Origin of the sequence: Kosakonia quasisacchari (assembly GCF_004331415.1) — a bacterium.
GTDB classification, from domain to species: Bacteria; Pseudomonadota; Gammaproteobacteria; order Enterobacterales; family Enterobacteriaceae; genus Kosakonia; species Kosakonia quasisacchari.
On record NZ_SJOP01000006.1, the window covers coordinates 28387 to 50420 of the forward strand.

14 protein-coding genes and 2 tRNA genes are annotated in these 22034 nt (G+C 55.2%); 5 read left to right on the plus strand and 11 right to left on the minus strand.

From position 1 onward, the window contains the following. Positions 1–72 precede the first annotated feature (72 nt). The 4 genes from rlmM to E0L21_RS07985 form a co-directional block, all read right to left on the minus strand. Entirely contained in the window at positions 73–1173 is a 1101-nt protein-coding gene (gene rlmM, locus E0L21_RS07970) for a 23S rRNA (cytidine(2498)-2'-O)-methyltransferase RlmM (RefSeq protein ID WP_131408317.1), read from the minus strand. Beyond that, positions 1166–1561 carry a DUF423 domain-containing protein gene (locus E0L21_RS07975; RefSeq protein WP_020455036.1) on the minus strand — a complete coding sequence of 132 codons (396 nt, stop codon included), beginning with the start codon at positions 1559–1561 and terminating at the stop codon, positions 1166–1168. The genes rlmM and E0L21_RS07975 overlap by 8 nt, the downstream gene beginning before the upstream one ends. 40 nt (positions 1562–1601) lie before the next feature. Then, positions 1602–2516, minus strand: a complete 915-nt coding sequence (gene gcvA / locus E0L21_RS07980; RefSeq protein WP_131408319.1) for a glycine cleavage system transcriptional regulator GcvA — start codon at positions 2514–2516, stop codon at positions 1602–1604. A gap of 351 nt (positions 2517–2867) precedes the next feature. Further along, the gene (locus E0L21_RS07985; RefSeq protein ID WP_017457702.1) at positions 2868–3095 is read right to left on the minus strand and encodes a YgdI/YgdR family lipoprotein; all 228 of its coding nucleotides are present in this window, start codon (positions 3093–3095) and stop codon (positions 2868–2870) included. Between the two features lie 192 nt (positions 3096–3287). Between E0L21_RS07985 and csdA the strand changes: the two genes are divergently transcribed. Together csdA and csdE are read left to right on the plus strand one after the other, a co-directional pair. Beyond that, positions 3288–4496, plus strand: a complete 1209-nt coding sequence (gene csdA / locus E0L21_RS07990) for a cysteine desulfurase CsdA (RefSeq protein WP_131408321.1) — start codon at positions 3288–3290, stop codon at positions 4494–4496. Next, on the plus strand, positions 4493–4942 hold the full coding sequence (gene csdE, locus E0L21_RS07995) for a cysteine desulfurase sulfur acceptor subunit CsdE (RefSeq protein ID WP_131408323.1): 450 nt from the start codon (positions 4493–4495) through the stop codon (positions 4940–4942). Before csdA ends, csdE begins: the two co-directional genes overlap by 4 nt. On the opposite strand, the gene tcdA is transcribed toward csdE, so the two are convergent. Next, positions 4927–5739, minus strand: a complete 813-nt coding sequence (gene tcdA / locus E0L21_RS08000; protein WP_131408325.1) for a tRNA cyclic N6-threonylcarbamoyladenosine(37) synthase TcdA — start codon at positions 5737–5739, stop codon at positions 4927–4929. The two genes, csdE and tcdA, sit on opposite strands and share 16 nt — an antisense overlap. 66 nt (positions 5740–5805) lie before the next feature. Continuing rightward, positions 5806–6912, minus strand: a complete 1107-nt coding sequence (gene mltA / locus E0L21_RS08005) for a murein transglycosylase A (RefSeq protein WP_131408327.1) — start codon at positions 6910–6912, stop codon at positions 5806–5808. A 206-nt stretch (positions 6913–7118) separates the two neighbouring features. Between mltA and E0L21_RS08010 the strand changes: the two genes are divergently transcribed. Together E0L21_RS08010 and E0L21_RS08015 are read left to right on the plus strand one after the other, a co-directional pair. Further along, positions 7119–7195: transfer RNA gene (locus E0L21_RS08010), tRNA-Met, on the plus strand. 51 nt (positions 7196–7246) lie between these two features. Continuing rightward, positions 7247–7323: transfer RNA gene (locus E0L21_RS08015), tRNA-Met, on the plus strand. 78 nt (positions 7324–7401) lie between these two features. On the opposite strand, the gene amiC is transcribed toward E0L21_RS08015, so the two are convergent. Beyond that, a complete protein-coding gene (amiC, locus tag E0L21_RS08020; protein WP_131408329.1) occupies positions 7402–8655 on the minus strand; it encodes an N-acetylmuramoyl-L-alanine amidase AmiC in 1254 nt (417 codons plus the stop codon). Between the two features lie 226 nt (positions 8656–8881). Between amiC and argA the strand changes: the two genes are divergently transcribed. Next, positions 8882–10213: an amino-acid N-acetyltransferase gene (gene argA / locus E0L21_RS08025; RefSeq protein WP_131408331.1), complete on the plus strand. Its 1332-nt coding sequence runs from the start codon at positions 8882–8884 to the stop codon at positions 10211–10213. Between the two features lie 30 nt (positions 10214–10243). On the opposite strand, the gene recD is transcribed toward argA, so the two are convergent. From recD to recC, 4 genes are all read right to left on the minus strand, one after another. Beyond that, a complete protein-coding gene (gene recD, locus E0L21_RS08030) occupies positions 10244–12079 on the minus strand; it encodes an exodeoxyribonuclease V subunit alpha (protein ID WP_131408333.1) in 1836 nt (611 codons plus the stop codon). Next, a complete protein-coding gene (gene recB / locus E0L21_RS08035) occupies positions 12076–15624 on the minus strand; it encodes an exodeoxyribonuclease V subunit beta (protein WP_131408335.1) in 3549 nt (1182 codons plus the stop codon). The genes recD and recB overlap by 4 nt, the downstream gene beginning before the upstream one ends. Further along, complete coding sequence (gene ptrA, locus E0L21_RS08040) at positions 15605–18505, minus strand: pitrilysin (protein WP_131408337.1); 2901 nt, start codon at positions 18503–18505, stop codon at positions 15605–15607. The genes recB and ptrA overlap by 20 nt, the downstream gene beginning before the upstream one ends. Positions 18506–18658: 153 nt before the next feature. After that, positions 18659–22030 (minus strand): exodeoxyribonuclease V subunit gamma, encoded by a 3372-nt coding sequence (gene recC / locus E0L21_RS08045; RefSeq protein ID WP_131408339.1) that lies wholly within the window; start codon positions 22028–22030, stop codon positions 18659–18661. Positions 22031–22034 lie beyond the last annotated feature (4 nt).

Here is a 22034-nt window from a genome sequence, read left to right on the forward strand (position 1 = left end):
GTGCGCAAGAGCCGAAACGAAAAGGCTTTTGCGCATCGTCCGGATACATAAGATAGCCGGACGAACTGGCAGCTAGCGCTCGTCGCGACGCCCGCCTACTGCAGCCCACATTCTGCGCACATGTACCGTCACTTCTTCGCGGTCGTGATACAGCTGACGCGCCTGGATCTGTGCGGAAATGTTGTGTTCATCCAGTTGCGCCTGAATATAAGCCAGGTTGTTCGACACTTCTTCGTAGCGCTTTTTCATTGGCAGCTTGAGGTTGAAAATGGTTTCCCGGCACCAGCCATTGGTCAGCCACTGCGCCATCAGTGCGGCGACTTTCGCCGGTTTCTCCACCATGTCGCACACCATCCATGAGATGTTGTTGCGGTTCGGTCGGTAGCGGAAACCATCTTCACGCAGCCAGGTCACTTGGCCGGTATCCATCAGGCTTTGCGCCATCGGACCGTTATCCACAGAAGCCACCCACATGTTGCGTTTCACCAGTTGATAGGTCCAACCACCAGGGCACGCACCGAGATCGACCGCGTACATACCATTTGCCAGGCGTTCGTCCCACTCATCTGCCGGAATAAAGACGTGGAACGCCTCTTCCAGTTTCAGCGTTGAACGGCTCGGCGCATCGGATGGAAACTTCAGACGCGGGATGCCCATATAGAACGGCGAGTTGTTAAACGAATACGAATAACCGGTGTAACAGCAACCCGGCGCAATAAAGAACACATGAACGACCGGACGCTTCGGTGAATCGCTACGCGCCAGGATACCCGCTTCACGCAGCGCACTGCGCAGCGGAACGGTAAACTTGCGACAAAACTTCATCAACTCTTTGCTTTCGTTGGTATCGGCCACTTCGACACGCAGATCGCCGCCTTTATCCACGACACCCTGCAGCATGCCGACGATCGGTGTAATGCGATCTTCCGGCGGCAGGTCGCGCAGCAGTTCACTGACGACAAACATCTGACGGACAAAAATCAGCGAACTGAACGGCAGCTCGCGTGCCACTTTGTCAGCGTCGTCCTGCTGGTAACATTCGAAAACAACGTAGCCCGCGTTCTCTTTCACACGCGCGAAACCGAACACCTCAAGGCGCCCGGCTTTATCGGTAATTTCTGCTGCGCACTCTTTCTCAAAACCTGGGCGGCACAGCAACACCACTTTATTCATGAACAACGCCCCTACGTTTCAGACGAATTGCGCCAACTAACATTAATGCCCAGCCGATGAGAAAACAGACGCCACCGACTGGCGTAACAAACGCCCACAGGCGTAAATGCGAGAGCGCCAGGCAATAAAGGCTGCCGCTAAACAACACGGTGCCGAACGCCAAAAAAACGCTGCTCCAGTAAAACCAGATGCTGATGCGGCGCTGCATCGCCACCGCAAGCCCAAGCACCGCGAGCGTGTGGAACGCCTGATATTCGAGCCCGGTCTGGATCCAACTCATCTCCACCACGCCCAAAGATTTACGTAAAACGTGCGCACCGAAAGCCCCCAGCGCGACGAACACAAAACCGCTTACCGCGGCAAAAATCAGCATAAAACGGCTGGTCATGTGAGTACCCTAAAAGTCATACGCGACGTACGCGCGCGAATTATTGTTCGTAACGGAAACGGAACTTTTCCTGTTCGCTGGCCGCTTTTGCCAGGATCCACTGACGAAAGGCGGCTATTTTACCCAGTTCTGCCTGGCTGTCATGACAAACCAGATAAAACGCGTTCTTGCTGACCAGAACATCATTAAATGGGCAGACCAGACGGCCTGCCTCAATTTCGGACTGTGCCATTACGTTGTTGGCCAGCGCGACCCCTTGTCCGTGGATAGCTGCCTGCAGCACCATTGAGCTGTGGCTGAAAATAGGTCCCTGCTGAACGTTAAGATTAAGACCTAACTGGCGCGTATAAGTTTGCCAGTCGCGACGAGAAGCGTCATGGAGTAAGGTGTGATGCGCCAGATCTGCTGGTGTTTTCAATGCCTTATCGCCGGTGAGTAATAATGGGGAACACACCGGTAGCAAGTATTCTGCGTACAATTTTTCAACACGCAGCCCAGGCCAGTTGCCGCGTCCGTAAAAAATCGCCACGTCGACATCGTCCGCCAGTTTGTCCTCTTCCCGGTCAACCGCCTGAATGCGCACGTCGATTCCCGGATAAGCTGAGTTAAAGCTGGAGAGTCTCGGCACCAACCATTGAATGGCAAAACTGGGCAATAAACTCACCGTTAGCGCGCCTTTTGCACTGCGTGCTTGTAGTTTGCGGGTGGCCTCATTGAGCTGGGAAAATATCTCTTTGATATCCTGAAAATAACTCTGACCTTCCTCGGTAAGCAGCAGCGAACGGTTGCGTCGACGGAACAGTTTCAGGCCGAGAAAATCCTCGAGAGACTTGATTTGGTGGCTTACTGCGGCCTGCGTCACAAAAAGCTCATCGGCGGCACGAGTAAAACTCAGATGACGGGCAGCGGCATCAAAAACACGTAATGCATTGAGTGGTGGTAATCGCTTGGACATGGTTATCAGGCTTAGATGTAAAGGCAAATTAACAAACAGGAAACAGTGTTTAACCTATTAGTTTTTTTTATCTGAGCCATTATAAATTGTCCGTTGAGCTTCTACCAGCAAATACCTATAGTGGCGGCACTTCCTGAGCCGGAACGAGAAGCTTTTTTTGGAATGCGTGTTCTGAAGGGCTTTTGGCTTACGGTTGTGATGTTGTGTTGTTGTGTTTGCAATTTGGTCTGCTATTCAGACCCCGGTAGCAACGCTACCCCTTTTTCACTTCCTGTACATTTACCCTGTCTGTCCATAGTGATTAATGTAGCACCGCAAGATTGCGGTGCTTTTTTTTGCCTGAAATCAGGGTTATTTCTCCAGCGCGACCATCTCTTTGACGTCGGTACGGTTGATCTGTTGCTCATTACCGTTGGCGTCTTTATAAGAGATCATGCCGGTCTGATCGTCGGTTTTCGGTTTACCTTCCGAAATAATCGTACGACCGTCGTTGGTATGTAACGCATAGTTCGGGCTGGAACAGGCGCTCAGGGCAAAAGCAAAAGCACATGCAGAAATAATTGCGGCAGCCTTTTTCATCTTCTTCTCCTTCTGGCAATTAATGCTGTGAAATACTCTTCGTGGAAGAGTCTCGAACGATTAACTAACACTATTCAGCATAACCTGCTTACTGAACTCTGCCAGGACAAACAGACAATTCCGATGGTTATCAACTGCCTTGCTACGACCGAAAAATTGCGCGACGATCTTGGTAATTAGATGAGGAATCGCATGAACGCATTTAACCCAGCGCACTTTCGCGCGCAGTTTCCGGCGCTTGCCGATGCGGGCGTCTATCTCGACAGCGCCGCCACAGCTCTGAAGCCGCAAGCCGTGATTGACGCCACGCAACAGTTCTACAGCCTGAGCGCTGGCAACGTGCATCGCAGCCAGTTCGCGCAGGCGCAGCAGCTCACCGCCCGCTATGAAGCCGCGCGCGAACAGGTTGCCGCCCTGCTAAACGCGCCGTCCGGGAAAAATATCGTCTGGACGCGCGGCACCACTGAAGCCATCAATATGGTCGCGCAATGCTACGCTCGCCCGCGTCTGCAAGCCGGGGATGAAATCCTCGTCAGTGAAGCGGAACACCACGCGAACCTGGTGCCGTGGCTGATGGTCGCGCAGCAAACGGGCGCAAAAGTGGTGAAATTACCGCTGGGTGTCGATCACCTGCCGGATATCGCGCAATTACCGCAGTTAATTACCCCGCGTAGCCGGATTCTGGCGCTCGGACAGATGTCCAACGTCACTGGCGGCTGCCCGGATCTGGAACGCGCCATTACCCTGGCACATGCAGCAGGCATGGTCGTGGTGGTCGACGGCGCACAAGGCGTGGTGCATTTCCCGGCGAACGTTCAGCGTCTGGATATCGACTTCTACGCCTTCTCCGGCCATAAGTTGTATGGACCAAACGGCATCGGTGCGCTGTATGGCAAAGCGGAACTGCTCAATGAAATGACACCGTGGCTCGGTGGCGGCAAGATGATTACCGAAGTGACGTTTGATGGATTCACCACGCAACCGGTGCCGTACAAACTGGAAGCCGGGACGCCTAACGTCGCGGGGGTGATTGGTTTAAGCGCCGCGCTCGAGTGGCTGGATACGCTGGATATCGTCCAGGCGGAGAGCTACAGCCGTGGGTTAGCCACGCTTGCAGAGGAGCAACTGGCGCAGCGCCCGGGTTTCCGCTCGTTCCGCTGCCAGGATTCCAGCCTGTTAGCTTTCGATTTTGACGGTATTCACCATAGCGATATGGTGACGCTACTTGCCGGCTACGGCATCGCGCTGCGTGCCGGTCAACACTGCGCTCAGCCGTTGCTGGCGGCGCTGGGTGTCAATGGTACGCTGCGCGCTTCATTTGCCCCTTATAATACGCAACACGATGTTGATGCGCTGATCAGTGCCGTTGATCGCGCGCTCGACATTCTGGGGGATGCATGACCAGCCCTGCTTTTGCCGGACATCCGTTCGGCACGGTAGTAACCGAAGAGACACTGCGCCAGACATTTGTCGCACTCAATCAGTGGGAAGAGAAGTATCGCCAGTTGATCCTGCTTGGTAAGCAGTTACCCGCAGCAACGGATGAATTAAAAGCGCAGGCGCGGGAAATTCCCGGCTGCGAAAACCGTGTCTGGCTGGGCTCCACGCTCAGCGCGAACGGGAAAATGCACTTTTTTGGCGACAGTGAAGGCCGCATCGTACGCGGGTTGCTGGCGGTTCTGCTGACCGCCGTAGAAGGAAAATCCCCGGAAACGCTGGTGAATCACGATCCACTGGCGCTGTTTGATGAGTTGGGGTTACGCACCCAGCTTAGCGCATCGCGTAGCCAGGGGCTGGCGGCGCTGGCGGCCGCCGTGCAGGATGCAGCCCGTCAGGCGCTGGCCTGACGCTCCGCTTTCGCCATCAGTTTTTTCAGCGCATGGGAGACCGCGATAAATCCAAACGTCGCGGTTACCATCGTCGCCGCACCGAAACCGGCAGCACAATCCATACGTTTTGGCCCTTCCGCCGTGCTTTTCATTGCGCACACGGAGCCGTCAGCCTGCGGGTAAACCAGCGCTTCAGTGGAAAATACGCAATCCACGCCCAGCTTACCTTTGCTGTTTTTGATCACGCCAAAATCGCTTTTTAACCGCTCGCGCAGTTTCGCCGCCAGCGGATCCTGAATGGTTTTCGCCAGATCGCTCACCTGGATCTGGGTCGGATCAATCTGCCCACCCGCGCCGCCGGTCGTCACCAGCGGGATCTTATTGCGTCGGCAATAAGCAATGAGCGCTGCTTTTGGGCGCACACTGTCAATGGCGTCAATCACATAGCTGTAATCACGGTTCATCAACTGTGCAACGTTATCGGCAGTGACAAAATCATCGACCACCGTCACCAGGCACTCCGGGTTTATCTGGCGAATACGCTCCGCCATCACCTCGGCTTTTGCTAGCCCCACATTTTCACGCAGGGCGTGGATTTGCCGGTTGGTGTTCGTGACGCAGACATCATCCATATCAATCAGCGTGATCGCGCCAATGCCGGTACGCGCCAGCGCTTCTGCCGCCCACGAACCGACACCGCCAATGCCCACCACACAGATATGCGCGTCGGCAAACCATTGCAGCGCTTTTTCACCATACAACCGCGCGGTGCCGCCAAAGCGCTGGCGCCAGGCGTCACTGATTACTGCTGACATAAACAAACCTCAAGATGAAACGAAAGCTCCTCTTCCGGGTCCGGAAGAGGGGCGAGTGTAGCATACTCAACCACTGAACACGCCGCCGCCAGCGCCGGTTCCGGGGGCGTTTTTCAACACCCATACGCGGCCATAATGGTTGTACCATCCGGCGCGGTGACCCGCATCCGGGCCAATGCCCTGATAAATATCGAAGTGCTGGCCTTTGATTGCGCCGCCGACATCCAGCGCCACCATCAGGCGCAGTTCATATTTGCCATTGAACTTGCCGTTGTTATCCAGTTGCGGCACTTCTGCCAGCAACGTCGTGCCCGGCGGAATAATCGACCGGTCGGAAGCGACAGAAGCACGGCCAATCAGCGGCACAGCACTGGCTCCTTTTACCGGTGCCCAGGATTGCGGCTTAAAGAAGACGAATGACGCATTCTCTTCCAGCAACGCGCGGACTTCCGATTCGCTATGTTTTTCGCCCCATTCACGAATCGCCTGCATCGACATATCTTCACGCTTCACTTCCCCCCGGTCGATCAGCACTTTGCCGATACTGCGATAAGCGTGACCGTTTTTCCCTGCATAGCTGAAGAAGTTAAGTGGGCTGCCGTCGCCAAAATCGATATAGCCGCTGCCCTGCACATCCATAATAAAGTTGTCCATCAGCGAGTTGCTGTACGCCAGCACATAGCTGTCGCTGAGCGCGCCGGCGTAAATTTCCGCGCGGGACGGCAGACGACCACGTTTAGACGGCATACGGTAAATCGGGTACTGAAATTCGCCCTGGCGTGTATGGCGCGCCTGCACGACCGGCGTGTAGTAACCGGTGAATTGCACGTTGCCATAGTTGTCGGTGCCTTCCATTTGCCAGGCGTCGAGACCGTACTGGCGTAAATTACGCGTATCGCCACCGGACATCAGCCACGACTGAATCGCGTTATACACACCGCTCTGGCTGCCGTAGAGGCGCGGTGAGGCGCTGCGAATTTGATTGACCTGCTCGGAGAAGTCTCCGGCATTGATTGGCGCACCTACGGCGTCAGGTTGATTGACCAGGGAAAAAGGCTGGGAAAATTTTCCGTCTTTATACTGTTGACCGCGATCGGTCGGTTTTGAAGAGCAGGCCGCGAGAATTGCCACCATTGCGCCTGTGAGTGCGAACTTAACCCAACGTCCTTTCATTATCTCTCATCTTCTGATTAACCCGGAGCGGGGTGAAGATAACAAACCCCACCCGCTAATGAAATGCGCCAGCACTACTCGGCGCTAATTTAGTGCAAAAAATAAACGGATTGTATTGTTTTTACACATAATCCCGTCAATTATGCGATCCACGCAAAAAAAAGGTTGCATCAATACGTTTGCAGAGTATAGTGCGCATCCACGGACGCGGGGTGGAGCAGCCTGGTAGCTCGTCGGGCTCATAACCCGAAGGTCGTCGGTTCAAATCCGGCCCCCGCAACCAATTAAAATGTGAAGAAAAAAGTTTACATGATGGAAGTGTAAACAAGACGGACGCGGGGTGGAGCAGCCTGGTAGCTCGTCGGGCTCATAACCCGAAGGTCGTCGGTTCAAATCCGGCCCCCGCAACCAACACAATAAACACCTTAACGGGTGTTTTTTTGTTTCTGCGGTTCGCAAAAGAAAATGGCGCTTCTCAGCGCCATTCTGTTATCCCCTTCTCGCCAGCGTCGCGCCATCCGAGAAGTAGGCTTTAATCCCTGCCAGAATCGACTCTGCCACTTCCTGCTGGAATTTCGCCGTCTTCAGCTTACGCTCCTCTTCCACGTTACTGATAAACGCGGTTTCCACCAGAATCGACGGAATATCCGGCGCTTTCAGCACCGCGAAGCCGGCCTGCTCAACCTGATTTTTATGCAGGTTATTGATATTCCCGAGCCTGTTAAGCACCGCTTTGCCAAACTTCAGGCTGTCATTAATCGTTAACGACTGCACCATATCGAACATGGTGTGATCCAGATAACGATCGCCGCTCTTGCTCACCCCACCGATTAAGTCCGACGCGTTCTGCGTTTCCGCCAGATATTTCGCTGCGGTACTGGTCGCCCCTTTCGTCGACAACGCAAAAACGGAAGAACCGCTCGGCTGGCGGCTGCTGAAAGCATCAGCGTGAATCGACACAAACAGGTCAGCGCGCTGTTTTTGCGCCTTGGCAACGCGCACTTTCAACGGAATAAATACATCCTCGTTGCGCGTCATATAGGATTTCATATTGCTCTCTTTCTCGATCAGCGCATGCAGCCGACGCGCGATTTGCAGCACCACATCTTTTTCTCGGGTACGATATTTCCCCATCGCCCCCGGATCTTCACCGCCGTGGCCAGGATCGAGCATGATCACGATTGGCCTGTCACGTCCGGCTTTCCCCGGCTTCGGGCCACTCTCTGCGGGCGGCACCTGCTGCTCAAGATCGCCTTTGTTGTACTCTTCAAGCAGCGCCAGCAGCGGGTCCTGCACATCTTTCGCATTCGCCGGGTAGAGATCCATCACCAGTCGCTCTTTAAAACCGGCCACCGGTGCCAGCGCAAACAGCTGCGGCTTCACGTCCTGCTTAAGCTCAAACACCATGCGCACCGTCTGTGGATCGAACTGCCCCACTCGCGCGGATTTGATATAAGGATCGTCGCCACGGATCTGTGCGCCCATGCCTTTTAACACGGAGTTAAGATGCACACCTTCGAGATCCACCACCAGCCGGTCGGGGTTACTCAACGCGAACTGCTTATATTTGACGACATGGTTCGATTCCACCGTCACGCGCGTATAGCTTGACGCTGGCCAGACGCGAACCGCCACCACCTGGCTGACTGCAGCCAAACCAATTTGGCTCACGCTTAATAACCACATGGCCCCCGCACCTTTTAAAAATCGGCGGCGGCTCAGCGCTGATTGACTTCCTGACATGCTTCTCCCGAGCAATTTTTAAATACGTAATAATATTCGTCAAAATTGACCGAAAACTTTAACGAATGATGCATAAACTGTCATCTATTAAAGGGTAAACATATGTCTGCCCGCGGGCTGCGACGAGGAACATTTGTTACGCGACACCAAAATTTGCACTTGCACGCGACGGCAGAAAAGAATAAAAATACACAATTTACGAATAATCATGCATTGAGGACAGGCCGTGGTAAAAGAGCGTAGAACCGAACTGGTGCAGGGATTTCGCCACTCCGTTCCCTATATTAATGCCCACCGTGGCAAGACGTTTGTCATTATGCTCGGCGGTGAAGCCATTGAGCATGAGAACTTTTCCAGTATTGTCAATGACATCGGCCTACTGCATAGCCTCGGTATCCGGCTGGTAGTGGTTTACGGCGCGCGTCCGCAGATAGACGCCAATCTCGCCGAACACAACCACGAGCCGATTTACCACAAACATACCCGCGTTACCGACGCTAAAACGCTCGAACTGGTTAAGCAAGCCGCCGGGTTGTTGCAACTGGACATCACCGCACGTCTGTCGATGAGCCTCAACAATACCCCATTGCAAGGCGCGCATATTAATGTCGTTAGCGGTAATTTCATTATCTCTCAGCCGTTGGGCGTGGATGATGGTGTCGATTACTGCCACAGCGGCCGTATTCGTCGTATTGATGAAGAAGCGATTCACCGCCAACTCGCCAGCGGCGCGATTGTGCTGATGGGGCCGGTCGCGGTTTCGGTCACTGGCGAAAGTTTTAACCTGACCTCGGAAGAGATCGCCACTCAGCTTGCTATCAAACTGAAAGCAGAAAAGATGATCGGCTTTTGTTCGTCACAAGGTGTGATGAACGATGAGGGCGATATTGTTTCTGAGCTGTTCCCGAATGAAGCGCAGGCGCGCGTCGAGACGCTGGAAGCGCGTGGCGATTACCACTCCGGCACCGTGCGTTTCCTGCGTGGCGCGGTCAAAGCTTGCCGTAGCGGTGTGCGCCGCAGCCATTTAATCAGCTACCAGGAAGATGGTGCGCTGTTGCAGGAACTCTTCTCGCGCGACGGGATCGGTACGCAAATTGTGATGGAGAGCGCCGAGCAGATCCGCCGCGCCACCATCAATGATATCGGCGGGATCCTGGAGCTTATCCGCCCGCTGGAACAGCAAGGGATCCTGGTGCGCCGCTCGCGCGAACAGCTTGAGATGGAGATCGACAAGTTCACGATTATCGAGCGCGATAACCTGACCATCGCCTGTGCGGCGCTTTATCCTTTCCCGGAAGAGAAAATCGGTGAAATGGCCTGCGTAGCGGTTCATCCTGATTACCGCAGTTCATCGCGCGGGGAAGTGCTGCTGGAGCGCATTGCGGCACAGGCAAGACAGATTGGTCTGAGCAAACTGTTTGTGCTGACCACCCGCAGCATTCACTGGTTCCAGGAGCGCGGTTTCACGCCTGTAGATATTGATTCTTTGCCGGAAACCAAAAAAGAGATGTACAACTACCAGCGCCGGTCAAAAGTGCTGATGGCCGATCTCACCTGAACTTTCGCCCCCGCCTTCTGCGGGGGCTTTTTACATCCGCGAACGAAAGAGTGAATCCAGCCCGCTGCGCCGTTCAGTACGCGTTGCAATCGCCTGCCCCAGCACGCGTTCGTCGGCATACACCGACAAGCGATTACGGGCGCGGGTAATAGCGGTGTAAACCAGTTCACGCGTCACCACAGGCGCAATCTGTCCCGGCAGGATCAGCGCGGCATGATCAAACTCCGAACCCTGCGATTTATGTACTGTCATCGCCCACGCGGTATCATGCTCCGGCAAGCGGCTTGGCAACACCGGTTTGATCTCGCCGTCCGGCATCGGGAACCAGACGCGGATCCCCTGCCCTTGATCCAGCGCGATACCGATATCGCCATTAAACAGCCCCAGTGCCGAGTCGTTACGCGAAATCATCACCGGTCGCCCGTGATACCAGCGCGAATGTGCAAGGCGGGTAATGTGGTGCTGACGTACCAGCGCCAGTTCCAGCCGCTCATTCAGCCCGCCGACACCAAACGGCCCTTCACGCAAGGCGCAGAGCAGCTGGTATTCACCAAAGGCGGCAATCACAGCTTTCGGTTCGGCATGGCTTCGCACCAATGAGAGAAAGCGCGCATAACCCGCAAGCGCATCGTCAATCATGTCCTGGTACTCTTCCGCGCTGTGCAAAGGTTTACGCTCAATATCCGTAAAGCCCTGGCTGAATACTGCTTGCATGGCGCGTTTATCGCCCCGATTGACAGCGGCGGCGAGTTGACCAATCCCAGAATCACTGCCAAAGCGGTAGCTTTTTTGCAGCAAACAGAGGCTGTCACGCAAGCTGCCCGCGTCGGCGATACCTTCGGGAACCGTTGCGCCGGTCAGACGCGACAATTGCGCCGCGCGTTCAGCGCTATACCCGGCATTGACCCACGCGCAGATATCACCCAGCACCGCGCCCGCCTCCACCGAGGCCAGTTGATCGCGATCGCCAAGGAAAATCACCCGCGCCCGCGACGGCAGCGCATCGATTAATCGCGACATCATGGGTAAATCGATCATTGAGGCTTCGTCGACGACCAGCACATCCAGATGCAACGGATTGCCGGCGTGGTGACGCATTCGCTGGCTGCCGGGCTGCGCGCCAAGCAACCGGTGCAGCGTACTGGCTTCATCCGGCAACATCGCTTTTTGTCGTGCATCCAGTTGCAACTGGCGTAGCGCACTGCCCAGCGATTCGGTCAGGCGCGCAGCGGCTTTCCCGGTTGGCGCGGCAAGGCAGATACGGCACTTGTCGCCGTCCACTATCTGTACCAGCGCCGCAAGCAGTTTTGCCACGGTCGTGGTTTTTCCGGTTCCTGGTCCACCGGAAATCACCGAAATCCGCCGGGTGAGCGCCACGGCGGCGGCCACTTTTTGCCAGTTGATTTCCGTTCCCGACGAGGATGGAAATAGCGTCTCCAGCGTCTGCGCCATTCGCGTTTCATCGACATCCTGCAGTGGCGCTTGTGCGGCAAAAAACGCGGCAACCCGCCGCTCATGACACCACATACGGTTCAGGTAGAGGCGAGAATCGGTGAGGATCATCGGCGTAGCGGCTTCACTTTCGCTCACGGCGGGCGAACTCAGCAAGACGCTATCCCAGTCATCCGGATTGCCCGCGAGCGCAAATAACTCGCTAAACAGCGGCGAGTCATTACCGTATGTCTCAAGCGTAAGACGCGCGAGCGGCAGACATACGTGCCCTTCACCGGTATCGTGGCTCAGCAACGCTGCAGCCAGCATTACGCCAGGTTCCTGCTCCGTGGCGACCGTCAGCGCAAACTGCACATCCAGCGCGCGCAGCAGCTTCTGCTCCACCGCTTCCTGTAGCAAACTTCGCATACTCATGGCGCAACCTCCGGCGCAACGCCTGCGAACAGGTCGTCCATTTGGGTAATCAATTCAACATCAGGCCGGATAGTGAAAATCCCCTGCTGTGGGTTTTGCGCTTCTACACCACGCAGGAAGAGATAAATCACGCCGCCGAAATGGTGTTCGTAGTCATACCCTGTAATGCGATGGCGCAAAAAACGGTGCAACGCCAGGCTGTAAAGCTGGTACTGCAAGTCGTAGCGGTGCGACTGCATCGCCGCCGCCATAGCTGCTTGCGTGTAGGCTTCCGCGCTCTCGCCCAGCCAGTTGGATTTATAATCCAGCAGGTAATAACGCCCGTTGTGGCGAAACACCAGGTCGATAAACCCTTTCAACATGCCGCGCACATCGCGAAAATCGAGCGGCGGACAGCCAGCCGATAGCGGATCATAACGCCGGATGAGTTCATCCAGCGCCTCCGCGCTTAACGTGGCGCTAATTGGCAGGTAAAACTCCATCTCCACCTGTTTCTCTTTGTTCGTCAACTGGCTAAGGGAGATGCCTGTTTGTGCCAGCGGCACATGCAACACTGTTTCCAGCCAGCGGCTTAGCACCGGCTGCCAGTGTGCTTCGTAACCGCCCGCCAGCAGTTTTTCTTCAACCCAAGCGTCGGCTACAGGCTGCGTAAAATCCAGGTCTTCAAACAAGCTATGCAAAAATGTTCCCGGTGCCGCGCCACGCGGAAACTGGTGCGGCGTTAGCACCGGCTCCTGCAACGCCTCTCGCTCTCCGGCTGCGTCAATATCCAGACGCGGCAGCAGATCCTGAGCGATGCCATGAGCACGCTGTTGCAAGCCGGAATAACTGGTGACACGCCAGTCATCGCTGATGCGCCGCGTGATTTCACGCACGCTCAGCGTCGGTGATTCCGTTTGCGGCAGTTGCCAGCGCTCGGCGTCCGGCATTGAAGGGATGCCAAGGGCAATATCGTCATTGCACAGTTGCTGCAAAACATTACGCAACGCTGCGGCATCCAGCGCTTCGCCTTTTTGCAAAAGTCGCCCCAGCGCGCTCTGGTGAAAATCACTGGCTCCGGCTTTTTCGCCACGGCGACGAAACAGTGGAGCAACCCCTAAACTGCAATGCCAGACCGAGCGCGTCAATGCCACGTACAGCAAACGCAGATCTTCAGCCAGACGTTCCGCTTCCGCCAGCGCAACGCTTTCTTCACCATGGCTGAGATCGAGCACGGCGGCAAAAGAATCGCGATCGTGGTAAAAGCCCTGATCCTGAATGCGGAAATTGGCGATAAACGGCAGCCAGACCAGCGGATACTCCAGCCCTTTCGATTTGTGGATGGTGACAATCTGCACCAGATGTTTATCGCTCTCCAGCCGCAGTTGCTCGCTCGAAGCGTTAGCGTTCGGCTCCGCGATACGCTGCGCCAGCCAGCGGGTAAGCGCGTGTTCACTTTCCAACTGCGTACCCGCCTCCTGCAACAATTCGCTGATGTGCAGGATATCCGTCAGCCGACGTTCACCGCCGGGGGTCGCCAGTAAGTTTTCCGCCACATGTCGCGCACTCATCAGCCTGCGCAGCATCGCCATAACACCGCGTTTCTGCCACAACTCGCGATAGCCGGAAAACTCTTCGACAATCTCATCCCACGCCAGCTCATTTTGGTTGAGCGCATCAATGTCCAGCGCGGTGAGTCCCAGCAAGGATGTCGCCAGTGCACTGCGTAGCGTACTTTCGCGTTCCGGCGCAAGCACCGCCTGCAATAGCCACAGCAACTCCTGCGCTTCCGGTGTTTCAAAGACGCTGTCGCGGTTGGAAAGGTACACAGACGGAATATTCAGTAACGTCAGCGCATCGCGGATAAGCGAGGCTTCGTGGCGGCTACGCACCAGCACGGTAATATCCGACGCTTTTACTGGCCGCGCGTTTTCCCCTTCATACAGTAGCGCTTCGCCCCGCAGCCCGGCGCTCAGCCAGTCGCGGATTTGCGCTGCGCATAGCTGCGCCATAAATCCCTGATAATCCCCTACGCTTACACCGTCGCCCTCCATCAGCCACAGCTTCATCGCAGGCTGCGTTTCACCGTGATACGCAAAGCGTAAGCCTGCGTTTTTGGCGGCGGATTTTACCGGCAGGAATGGGATTTGACGGAACATGAAAGCGTCGTCCATCCGGCTGAAGAGCTGGTTGACGCTGGCAATCATGCCAGGCGACGAGCGCCAGTTAGTGTCCAGCGTATAGCGGGCGCTCACTTCATCGCGCGCTTTCATATAGGTGAAAATATCCGCGCCGCGAAACGCGTAAATGGCCTGTTTTGGGTCGCCAATCAACAACAAACCGCAATCCGGCTGTTTCAACCAGATGCGGCTAAAAATACGGTACTGTTGCGGGTCGGTATCCTGAAACTCATCGATCATCGCAACCGGGAAACGGGTGCGGATTGCCGCAGCCAACGCTTCGCCGTTCGGGCTTTGCAGGGCATCATCAAGGCGGCTGAGCATATCGTCAAAGCCCAGTTCGCCGCGGCGGCGTTTCTCTTTTGCCACCGTTTCACGGATCTCACGCATCGCGCTGGTCAGTACCAGATCGTTGAGCGTCAATGACTGCGCCAGCAAGGCTTCAATGGCGACGAAAAGCGGGTGTTCCGGCGCGACGCCGTCGGCTTTGGTGCGTTCAATAAGAAAGGACTGAGTGAATTTTTCCAGCGCGTCTGGCAACAGGTAGCTGCGAGTCTCTTCCTGCGCCCAGGTGGAGATTTTCTCGATCCACTTCGCCTGGTTGCCGCGGTTGAATTTGCGCCGGTCAATACCGGAGTTTTCGAGCAGTGGCTCGATTTCATTGACGCAAGTGCGCCACTGACGCTTCACCTCGCCAATCTGCGCAATGATTTGCTGATGGCGAGAGGCCAGCGTTTCGTCTGCCGCTGGTGGCGTTTTAATTTGCGGCGCTTCCCCTTGCAGATAACGATCTATCGCTTTCAGCAGGTCCTGCGGCCCTTTCCACGAAGCATGGATAACTTCAGCAATTTCGCGCGTCAGCGGGTAGCAGTGGCGACGCCAGAAATCCGCACAGGCCTGGTAACGCAGCAGCGACTCATCTTCCAGCAATTGCAGTTCAAATAGCATGCCGGATTCGAAGGCATTCAGGCTCAGCATGCGCTGGCAAAAACCGTGGATGGTAAAGATTGCCGCTTCGTCCATTTGCCGCTCTGCCAGCAGCAGCCACTGCGCCGCCTGTTGCTTATCAGCAATCTCGTCCAGCAGACGTGCGTACAGTGGGTTATCGGTCGTTTCGCGCAGGCAAGCAATGCGCAACTCATGGATGTTACTGCGAATGCGGCCGCGCAGTTCTTCTGTCGCGGCCTCGGTGAAAGTCACCACCAGCAGTTCTTCAACGCTGAGCGGGCGCGGGAAGGCGGCGCTACCGCCTAACCCTAATAGCAGCCGCAAATAGAGCGCGGCAATGGTAAAAGTTTTACCGGTACCCGCCGAGGCTTCAATCAGGCGCTCGCCGGTGAGCGGCAAGCGCAAGGGATCAAGGGTCTCAGCGGTCGTTTCTCTCATCTTTCTCGGTCATCTTCGGTAAGGTTTGCTGCAAAGCGCTGGTGCTATCCCAGACCTTCCAGCCCTGCGGGCGAGCATAATCGGCTTTCCCGCTCTGGCTACCGGAGATCTGCGACAGGATCGCCATACCTTGCGGCTCTACCACCGCCTGATGGAAGAAATCGGCAAGTTTTTTCGGCGTCAGCAGTTTTATCTGAGCGACTACTTTATCACGCGAATCGAAACGCATATTGCCGCGATCAAAATCTTTGCTGAGTTTGGAAGCTTCTTCACTTAACGTTTGCGGCGCTTGCGTAAGTTGCGTGATGACGCCCTGCTGAAGCTGCGCAAACTCTTCCGGCTTCATTGCCCGTAATTTCGCCTCTGCCGTGGGGAAGAAAGCCTTGTAGCGCTCCCAGAGATAGGCTGGCTGCTTGTCGTTGCTTTGTAACAAGAACCCCATGCCCCACTGGCGACCCACACTCATTGGGAAGGCGAACACGGCGTAACCCAGTTGTTCTTCCGTACGCAGTTGGTTATAGAACCACGGCTGCACGATTTGCCCTAACATGGCACTGTATGCCGAACTGCTGAACTCATCAAAACCGGTGGGGACAAACACCGCCGCGAGTGCGGAATCCGTGCTGTTGCCCGCTTTTTCAAAGCTCGCATTCTGCTGCTTGTCCACCACGACATTCTGATTGCGGCACCACACCGTACCGTTAGCGCCAAGCTGTTTTTGCACGTCATGAGCGAGGTCTTTCGTCTGCTGTTCGCTCAGGTTACCCACGACCAGGAATTCCGGACGCGCATTATTTTTCAGCGCATCGCGGTAGTGCAAAATATCCTGCAAGGTAATAGACGGCAGCAATGCGCGACGCTCTTCACGCTGGAAATAAGGCACCTGTGACAACATTTGGACAGGCATGATTGCCTGATCGAACGCTTTGCCTTTTTCGGCGGAATCCATCATCTGCTCATACCAGGATTTGGCCTGGGCAAGCTGTTCTTCCGTTGGCGTATAGCTGAAATAGCCCGCCAGCAGTGCCTGGAAAAGCTGCGGCAAACGCTGGGTATAACCGTTGGCGTTAAGCATCAAACCATTATTGGCATTGGTGGAAAAACTGATGCCACCGACCGCCGCCTGATTACTGAGCTGATCGAGCGCCAGCCCCGCCAGATAATCATTAAGGGCAAACATCCCCTGACTTTTCGCGCTATCCATCGCCTGTGGGTTACGCAGTACCACGCTGACATCCGCTTTGGGCTCATTGGCGAAATATTGGCTTGGCATATACACCACGCGCAGCGTCGGCTCATCGACAATCAGTTCAGGATGTTCGTACCGCTTCGCGGGTTTTATCAGCGTGAAGTCGTCCGGAATGTAGGGGTTCAACTCCGGAAATTTCAGCGCGATACGGCTCTCGCGCGTCTGCCAGTCGGCATAGGTTTCCGGTGTGATTTTATTCACCTGGTAAGGTGCTTCAACAAAATAGGCCGTTTTATTGTGCGGTTCATTCGGGCTGATGTACCAGATACGTGCATTTTGCGGCGTCATTTCATCAAGACGCGCCTGCACCGCTTTGGCATCGAACCGATCGGCAATGTTCACCGAGTCCAGCGTATGGGCGACGGGCACGCGGATCATGGTATCCGCCAGCCACTCGACGTAATCCATATCGCGAGTAATTGAGGGATAGCGGAAATCGAGATCGAGAATATGTGCCAGCTCGTCGAAATAGCGCTTATCAACGCCTTTTTCCCGCAGCAGTTGCAGGTAGCTGAAAATGGCGGCCACGACTTCGTCACGATTGGCCTGGCCTTTATCGGTCAACGTTGCGGATATAGCCAGCACGCCGCTGTTACCATTCACCACCGGATCGGAATCACCGCGAATGCTCTCTACCAGCCCCTGGCTTTGCAGCCAGTCCGAGAGCGTACCCGGGCTGCGATTGCCAATCAAATAGGTAATAAGCTCATCCGTTTTGCTGCGAAACGCGGCGGTATTGTTATCAATACGAAACTCCACACGGAGCACTTTACGCGGCACCGCCGGGACATAATGGATGATGATGCCTTTCTGCGCATCGGTCACCACGGGAACAGTGATGTCCGGCTTGTCGATATTTTTATTCGGCACACGGCCATACGTTTCGACGGCAATTTTCGCCAGTTCCGCTAATGGGCGGTTACTGTAAATCACCGCCTTCATCAGGTTGGCCGAATAATATTTATCGCGAAACGCCAGCAGCGCGGCGTGAACAGGGCTGCCCGGCTTATCGCTCAGGGTTTCAAGGTTACCGCCGGAGAAGCGCGCGCCGGGGTGTGCCGGGTTGATGGTTTCCGCGCTGACCTGCGCCATACGCATACCGTCACGGGTGCGGGCCATTGTCAGCTCGGCGTTAACCGCGTTGCGCTCACGTTCACCATATTTTTTATCCAGCATAGGAGCGGCAATCGCATCGGCCAAACGGTCAACGGCCCCTTCCAGCGCATTGTTCTCCACTTCCAGATAATAAGCGGTGCGATAAGGCGCAGTGCTGGCATTATGGCTGCCGCCATGCAACTTAAGGAATTCGGCCAGGCTATCGGGCTGCGGGTATTTTTTCGAACCCATCAGTGTCATGTGCTCAAGGTAGTGAGCAAGGCCGGGGTGCGCATCAGGATCTTCCAGCGAGCCGACCGGCACCACCAGCGCGGAAAGCGATTTTACCGCCTGCGCGTCGGACACCAGCAACACGACCATGCCGTTATCAAGGCGTATCGCCTGATATTGCCGGGTATCTTTGTCGCTTTTACGGATAGTTTCCTGAACAGGTTGCCAACCGTTGTCTGCTTGACTGAATGAAGCCCAGAGGGCAAAAAACAGGACTATAGCTTTTAACCAGGTGCTGCGGGGCATTCACGAACCTCATCATTAACTTTTCCGGCTCGCCCAGGGGTAATCGAGAAAGCCGGGTAAATCTGTGCTGGCTGAGCCAGCACTCTTGTTATATCAGTCCGTGACCGTCGCGCATGATAATGGATGCGACCATTTCGCGCAATTTTTATACAATCAATCGGACTGGTTGTGTCGATAAAGCGGTAACAGAAAACGCTGCGCTTGTTCGATAATTTCAGCGTAATACTCAGGTTCAAGGGTTCGCCACAAGCGCTGATACCACACATCATCGCCTTCACCGCGTACCACCATGTTGCCTTCGTATGCCTGCAGGAATTTACTCTGCGCTTTTTGTAACGTCTCTTCGTCCTTTACCATGGCATCATTTGTCGCGTCATAACAGACTTTTATCCATGCGCCACCGCTTTCCGGCAACAGCAGGAGCGGTTTCACCATGCCTTCCCGATAGCCTTCAATCAGAGTTGCCAGATATTCCTGTGCCTTATCAGCAGATAGCGCGGGGAAACACCATTCGCCCTCTTTGCGGACTAACAAGCGGCTGGTGCCGGTGCCGCCGCTGGCACAATAGACAAGATGTTCCAGCCAAAGTTGCACGCCTTGCGAAACGTTCAACAAAGCCGGACGCCAGCGCAATAGCCCGTCTGACTGAACACGCGGCAGCCATCCGGTGAGATGAACCCCTGCGCAATGGAGGTCAATTTCGAGGCTGTCGGAAGGCTGGCGATATTCAATGACGCGGTTAGCAAGCTCCTGCATCTCCTGACATTGGGTTTCCCAGATAATTTCACCGAACGCCCCATAAGGCAGTACGCCAGCCGCGCGGTAGCGGCGAAACAGCTTCTCTGCGTCTTGCTCTTCGACCAGCGTATTTAATATCTCCTGATTAAGCTGATAACGGCTCAGGCCATCAAGGATAAACGGCTCAGCATCCGGAATTTCACTCTCTTCCGGGCGGAAATTAACGCGCAGGCGCATCTGGAAAAAAGCGCGCACCGGATGCGCCCAAAAACGCTGAAGCTGATCAAAAGTAAGCGTTTCAAGCGGCACGTCATCCAGTGTTTGAATAAACTCAGCATGTGCCTGGCCCTGTGAACTCGCGGCAGGTAGCCAGTCGCGAACATAACTTTGCCACTCATCAGCCGTATAATTTGCCGGATCAAACGGCATACGCGTATGCAGATGCGTGATATGTGCCTTTACCCGCTGCTCGCTTTCATCGCAATTAAGCAATGCATCACCCGGCAAGTAGTGGCTCTGCCCGATGTAATCCACCAGCTCCTGCACCAACACCGAGGGGAAGCGTTCTTTGTTATCCTGGATAGACCGACCGATGTAGCTGATATAGAGCTGCTGCTGTGCAGAGTTAAGCGCTTCGAGGAACAAGTAACGGTCATCATCCCGACGGCTTCGGTCGCCACGCTGCGGCTTCTGGCTCATCAGGTCAAACCCCAGCGGAGGCAGTGCGCGCGGGTAAACACCATCGTTCATACCCAGCAGACAGACCACTTTAAAAGGAATAGAGCGCATCGGCATCAGGGTGCAAATATTCACAGGTCCCGCGAGGAAACGCTGGCTTATACGTTCCTGATCAAGACGTTGAGCAAGCTCGTCACGCAGTAACGAAAGTGGGATCGATTCGTGGTAATTCGCACCAACGCCCTGCGCGATAATGTCCTGCCACTGCTGTTCAATCAGAGCTAGCGCGGCTTCTGTGTCCTGGTCTGGCAGGAAAAAGTCATTGAGCATGTCGCGGCAAACCGGGAGCCACTCTTCCAGTGGCCGTGCCTCTGCCAGCCCGCGACGCCAGATATTAAGCTGCATTAACAGTTCTGCCAGGTGACCGACTAACTCCGCGATAAGCCCGCTGGATTCGTCATACGGTAAAATTGATTGCCACTCACCCTGGCGGCTTTCCATCGCATAACCGAGCAGCATTCGCGTCAGGCCAAATTGCCAGGTGTGCTGCCCGGTCGGCGGCAATTCAAGCTCTCGTACGTTGTCGTCATCCATTCCCCAGCGAATGCCGGATTCATTGACCCATAAGCGCAGGTAACGCAGCCCTTCTTCATCGATATTGAAACGCGCTGCCAGCACAGGAACATCCAACAGCGCCAGTACATCTTCACTGACAAAGCGACTGTCAGGCAGAGAGAGCAAGCTGATAAACGCCTGCAGCGCCGGATGCGCCTGCCGCGCGCGGCGGTCGGAAATAGCATAGGGAAGATAACGTTCCCCGCTGGCGCTACCGAAAACCGCCTGAATATACGGGCTATAACTGTCGATATCGGCGACCATTACCACGATATCGCGAGGTGTCAGTTCAGGGTCCTCTTCCAGCATCGTTAGCAGCCGGTCATGCAGGATCTCCACTTCTCGTTGCGGGCTGTGGCAGATATGCACCGTTACGCTGCGATCGTTGGGATCAAGCAGCCGCTTTTTGTCACTGCGGGAAAACTCTTCTGCCGTTACGCCTGCAACAGCACCATTTTGCAGTTCCAGGATATCGTACTTCAGATTTTGCAGCAGCGAGCCGGGCGTAATGTCGACGAAAGCATCCAGTTCTTCATAGCGATCCATCCCCGCCAGCAGGAAAATATTGTCCCGCCCCAGTTTGCCCCACGAAGCCAGCAAAGGGTTACCAACATCCTGCTCGCCATCTGGATTGAACAGACCTTCAGCGTTTTCTGTATCACGGAACAGTGGAAACTGTCGGTTTTCCCGGTGATGCCGACGATTCCGGGTGATCAGTTTCGCCAGAAACGCCGGATCTTTAATGTCGCCCCAGTAGTAGCGACAGGGATTAGTAAACAAAAGATGGACATCAATATGTTTACCCAGCGCCTGAAGCGCTTGTAGATAGATGGGCGGCAGCGCGGAAATCCCACAAATAAAAACGCGCGAAGGCAAACCGGCGGGCCGCTGCGCGGCCGATTCAAGCTTATCGATAAAACGCTGATAGAGGTTGGCGCGGTGCCAGTGTGGCTGCCCCAGTGCGGCAGTATGTTCCACCAATGCACGCCACAACGGTGCTTGCCAGCGCTGCGCTTCATCCAGCCCGTCGATCTGTTCACCCACTTCCCATCGCGTCAGCCACTCCGGGCGGTAAACCAGATATTGATCGTAGAGATCCGCCACGCGTGAAGAGAGCTGGAAGAGTTTACGCTTGTCATCGTCGTCATTCAGATAGTGTCGCAGCGTGGTGAACTCATCCTGCTCTAACATGCCGGGCAGCAGCGACATGAGCTTCCAGCTCATGCTCTGCTTGTTAAACGCACTCTCTTTCGGAATTCCGTCCAGAACGGTGACAAACATGTCCCAGATAAAGCTCGCGGGCAGCGGGAACGTAATATTGGCGGCAATACTAAACTTCTGCGCGAGAGTCATTTGCAGCCATTGCGCCATGCCGGTGCTCTGCACCAGCACAACTTCCGGCTCAAAGGGATCGTCGAGCCTGTCATGCTCAACAATAAACTCCATCAATGCTTCCAGCACATCCAGACGATTGGAGTGGTAAACCCTTAACATAAGC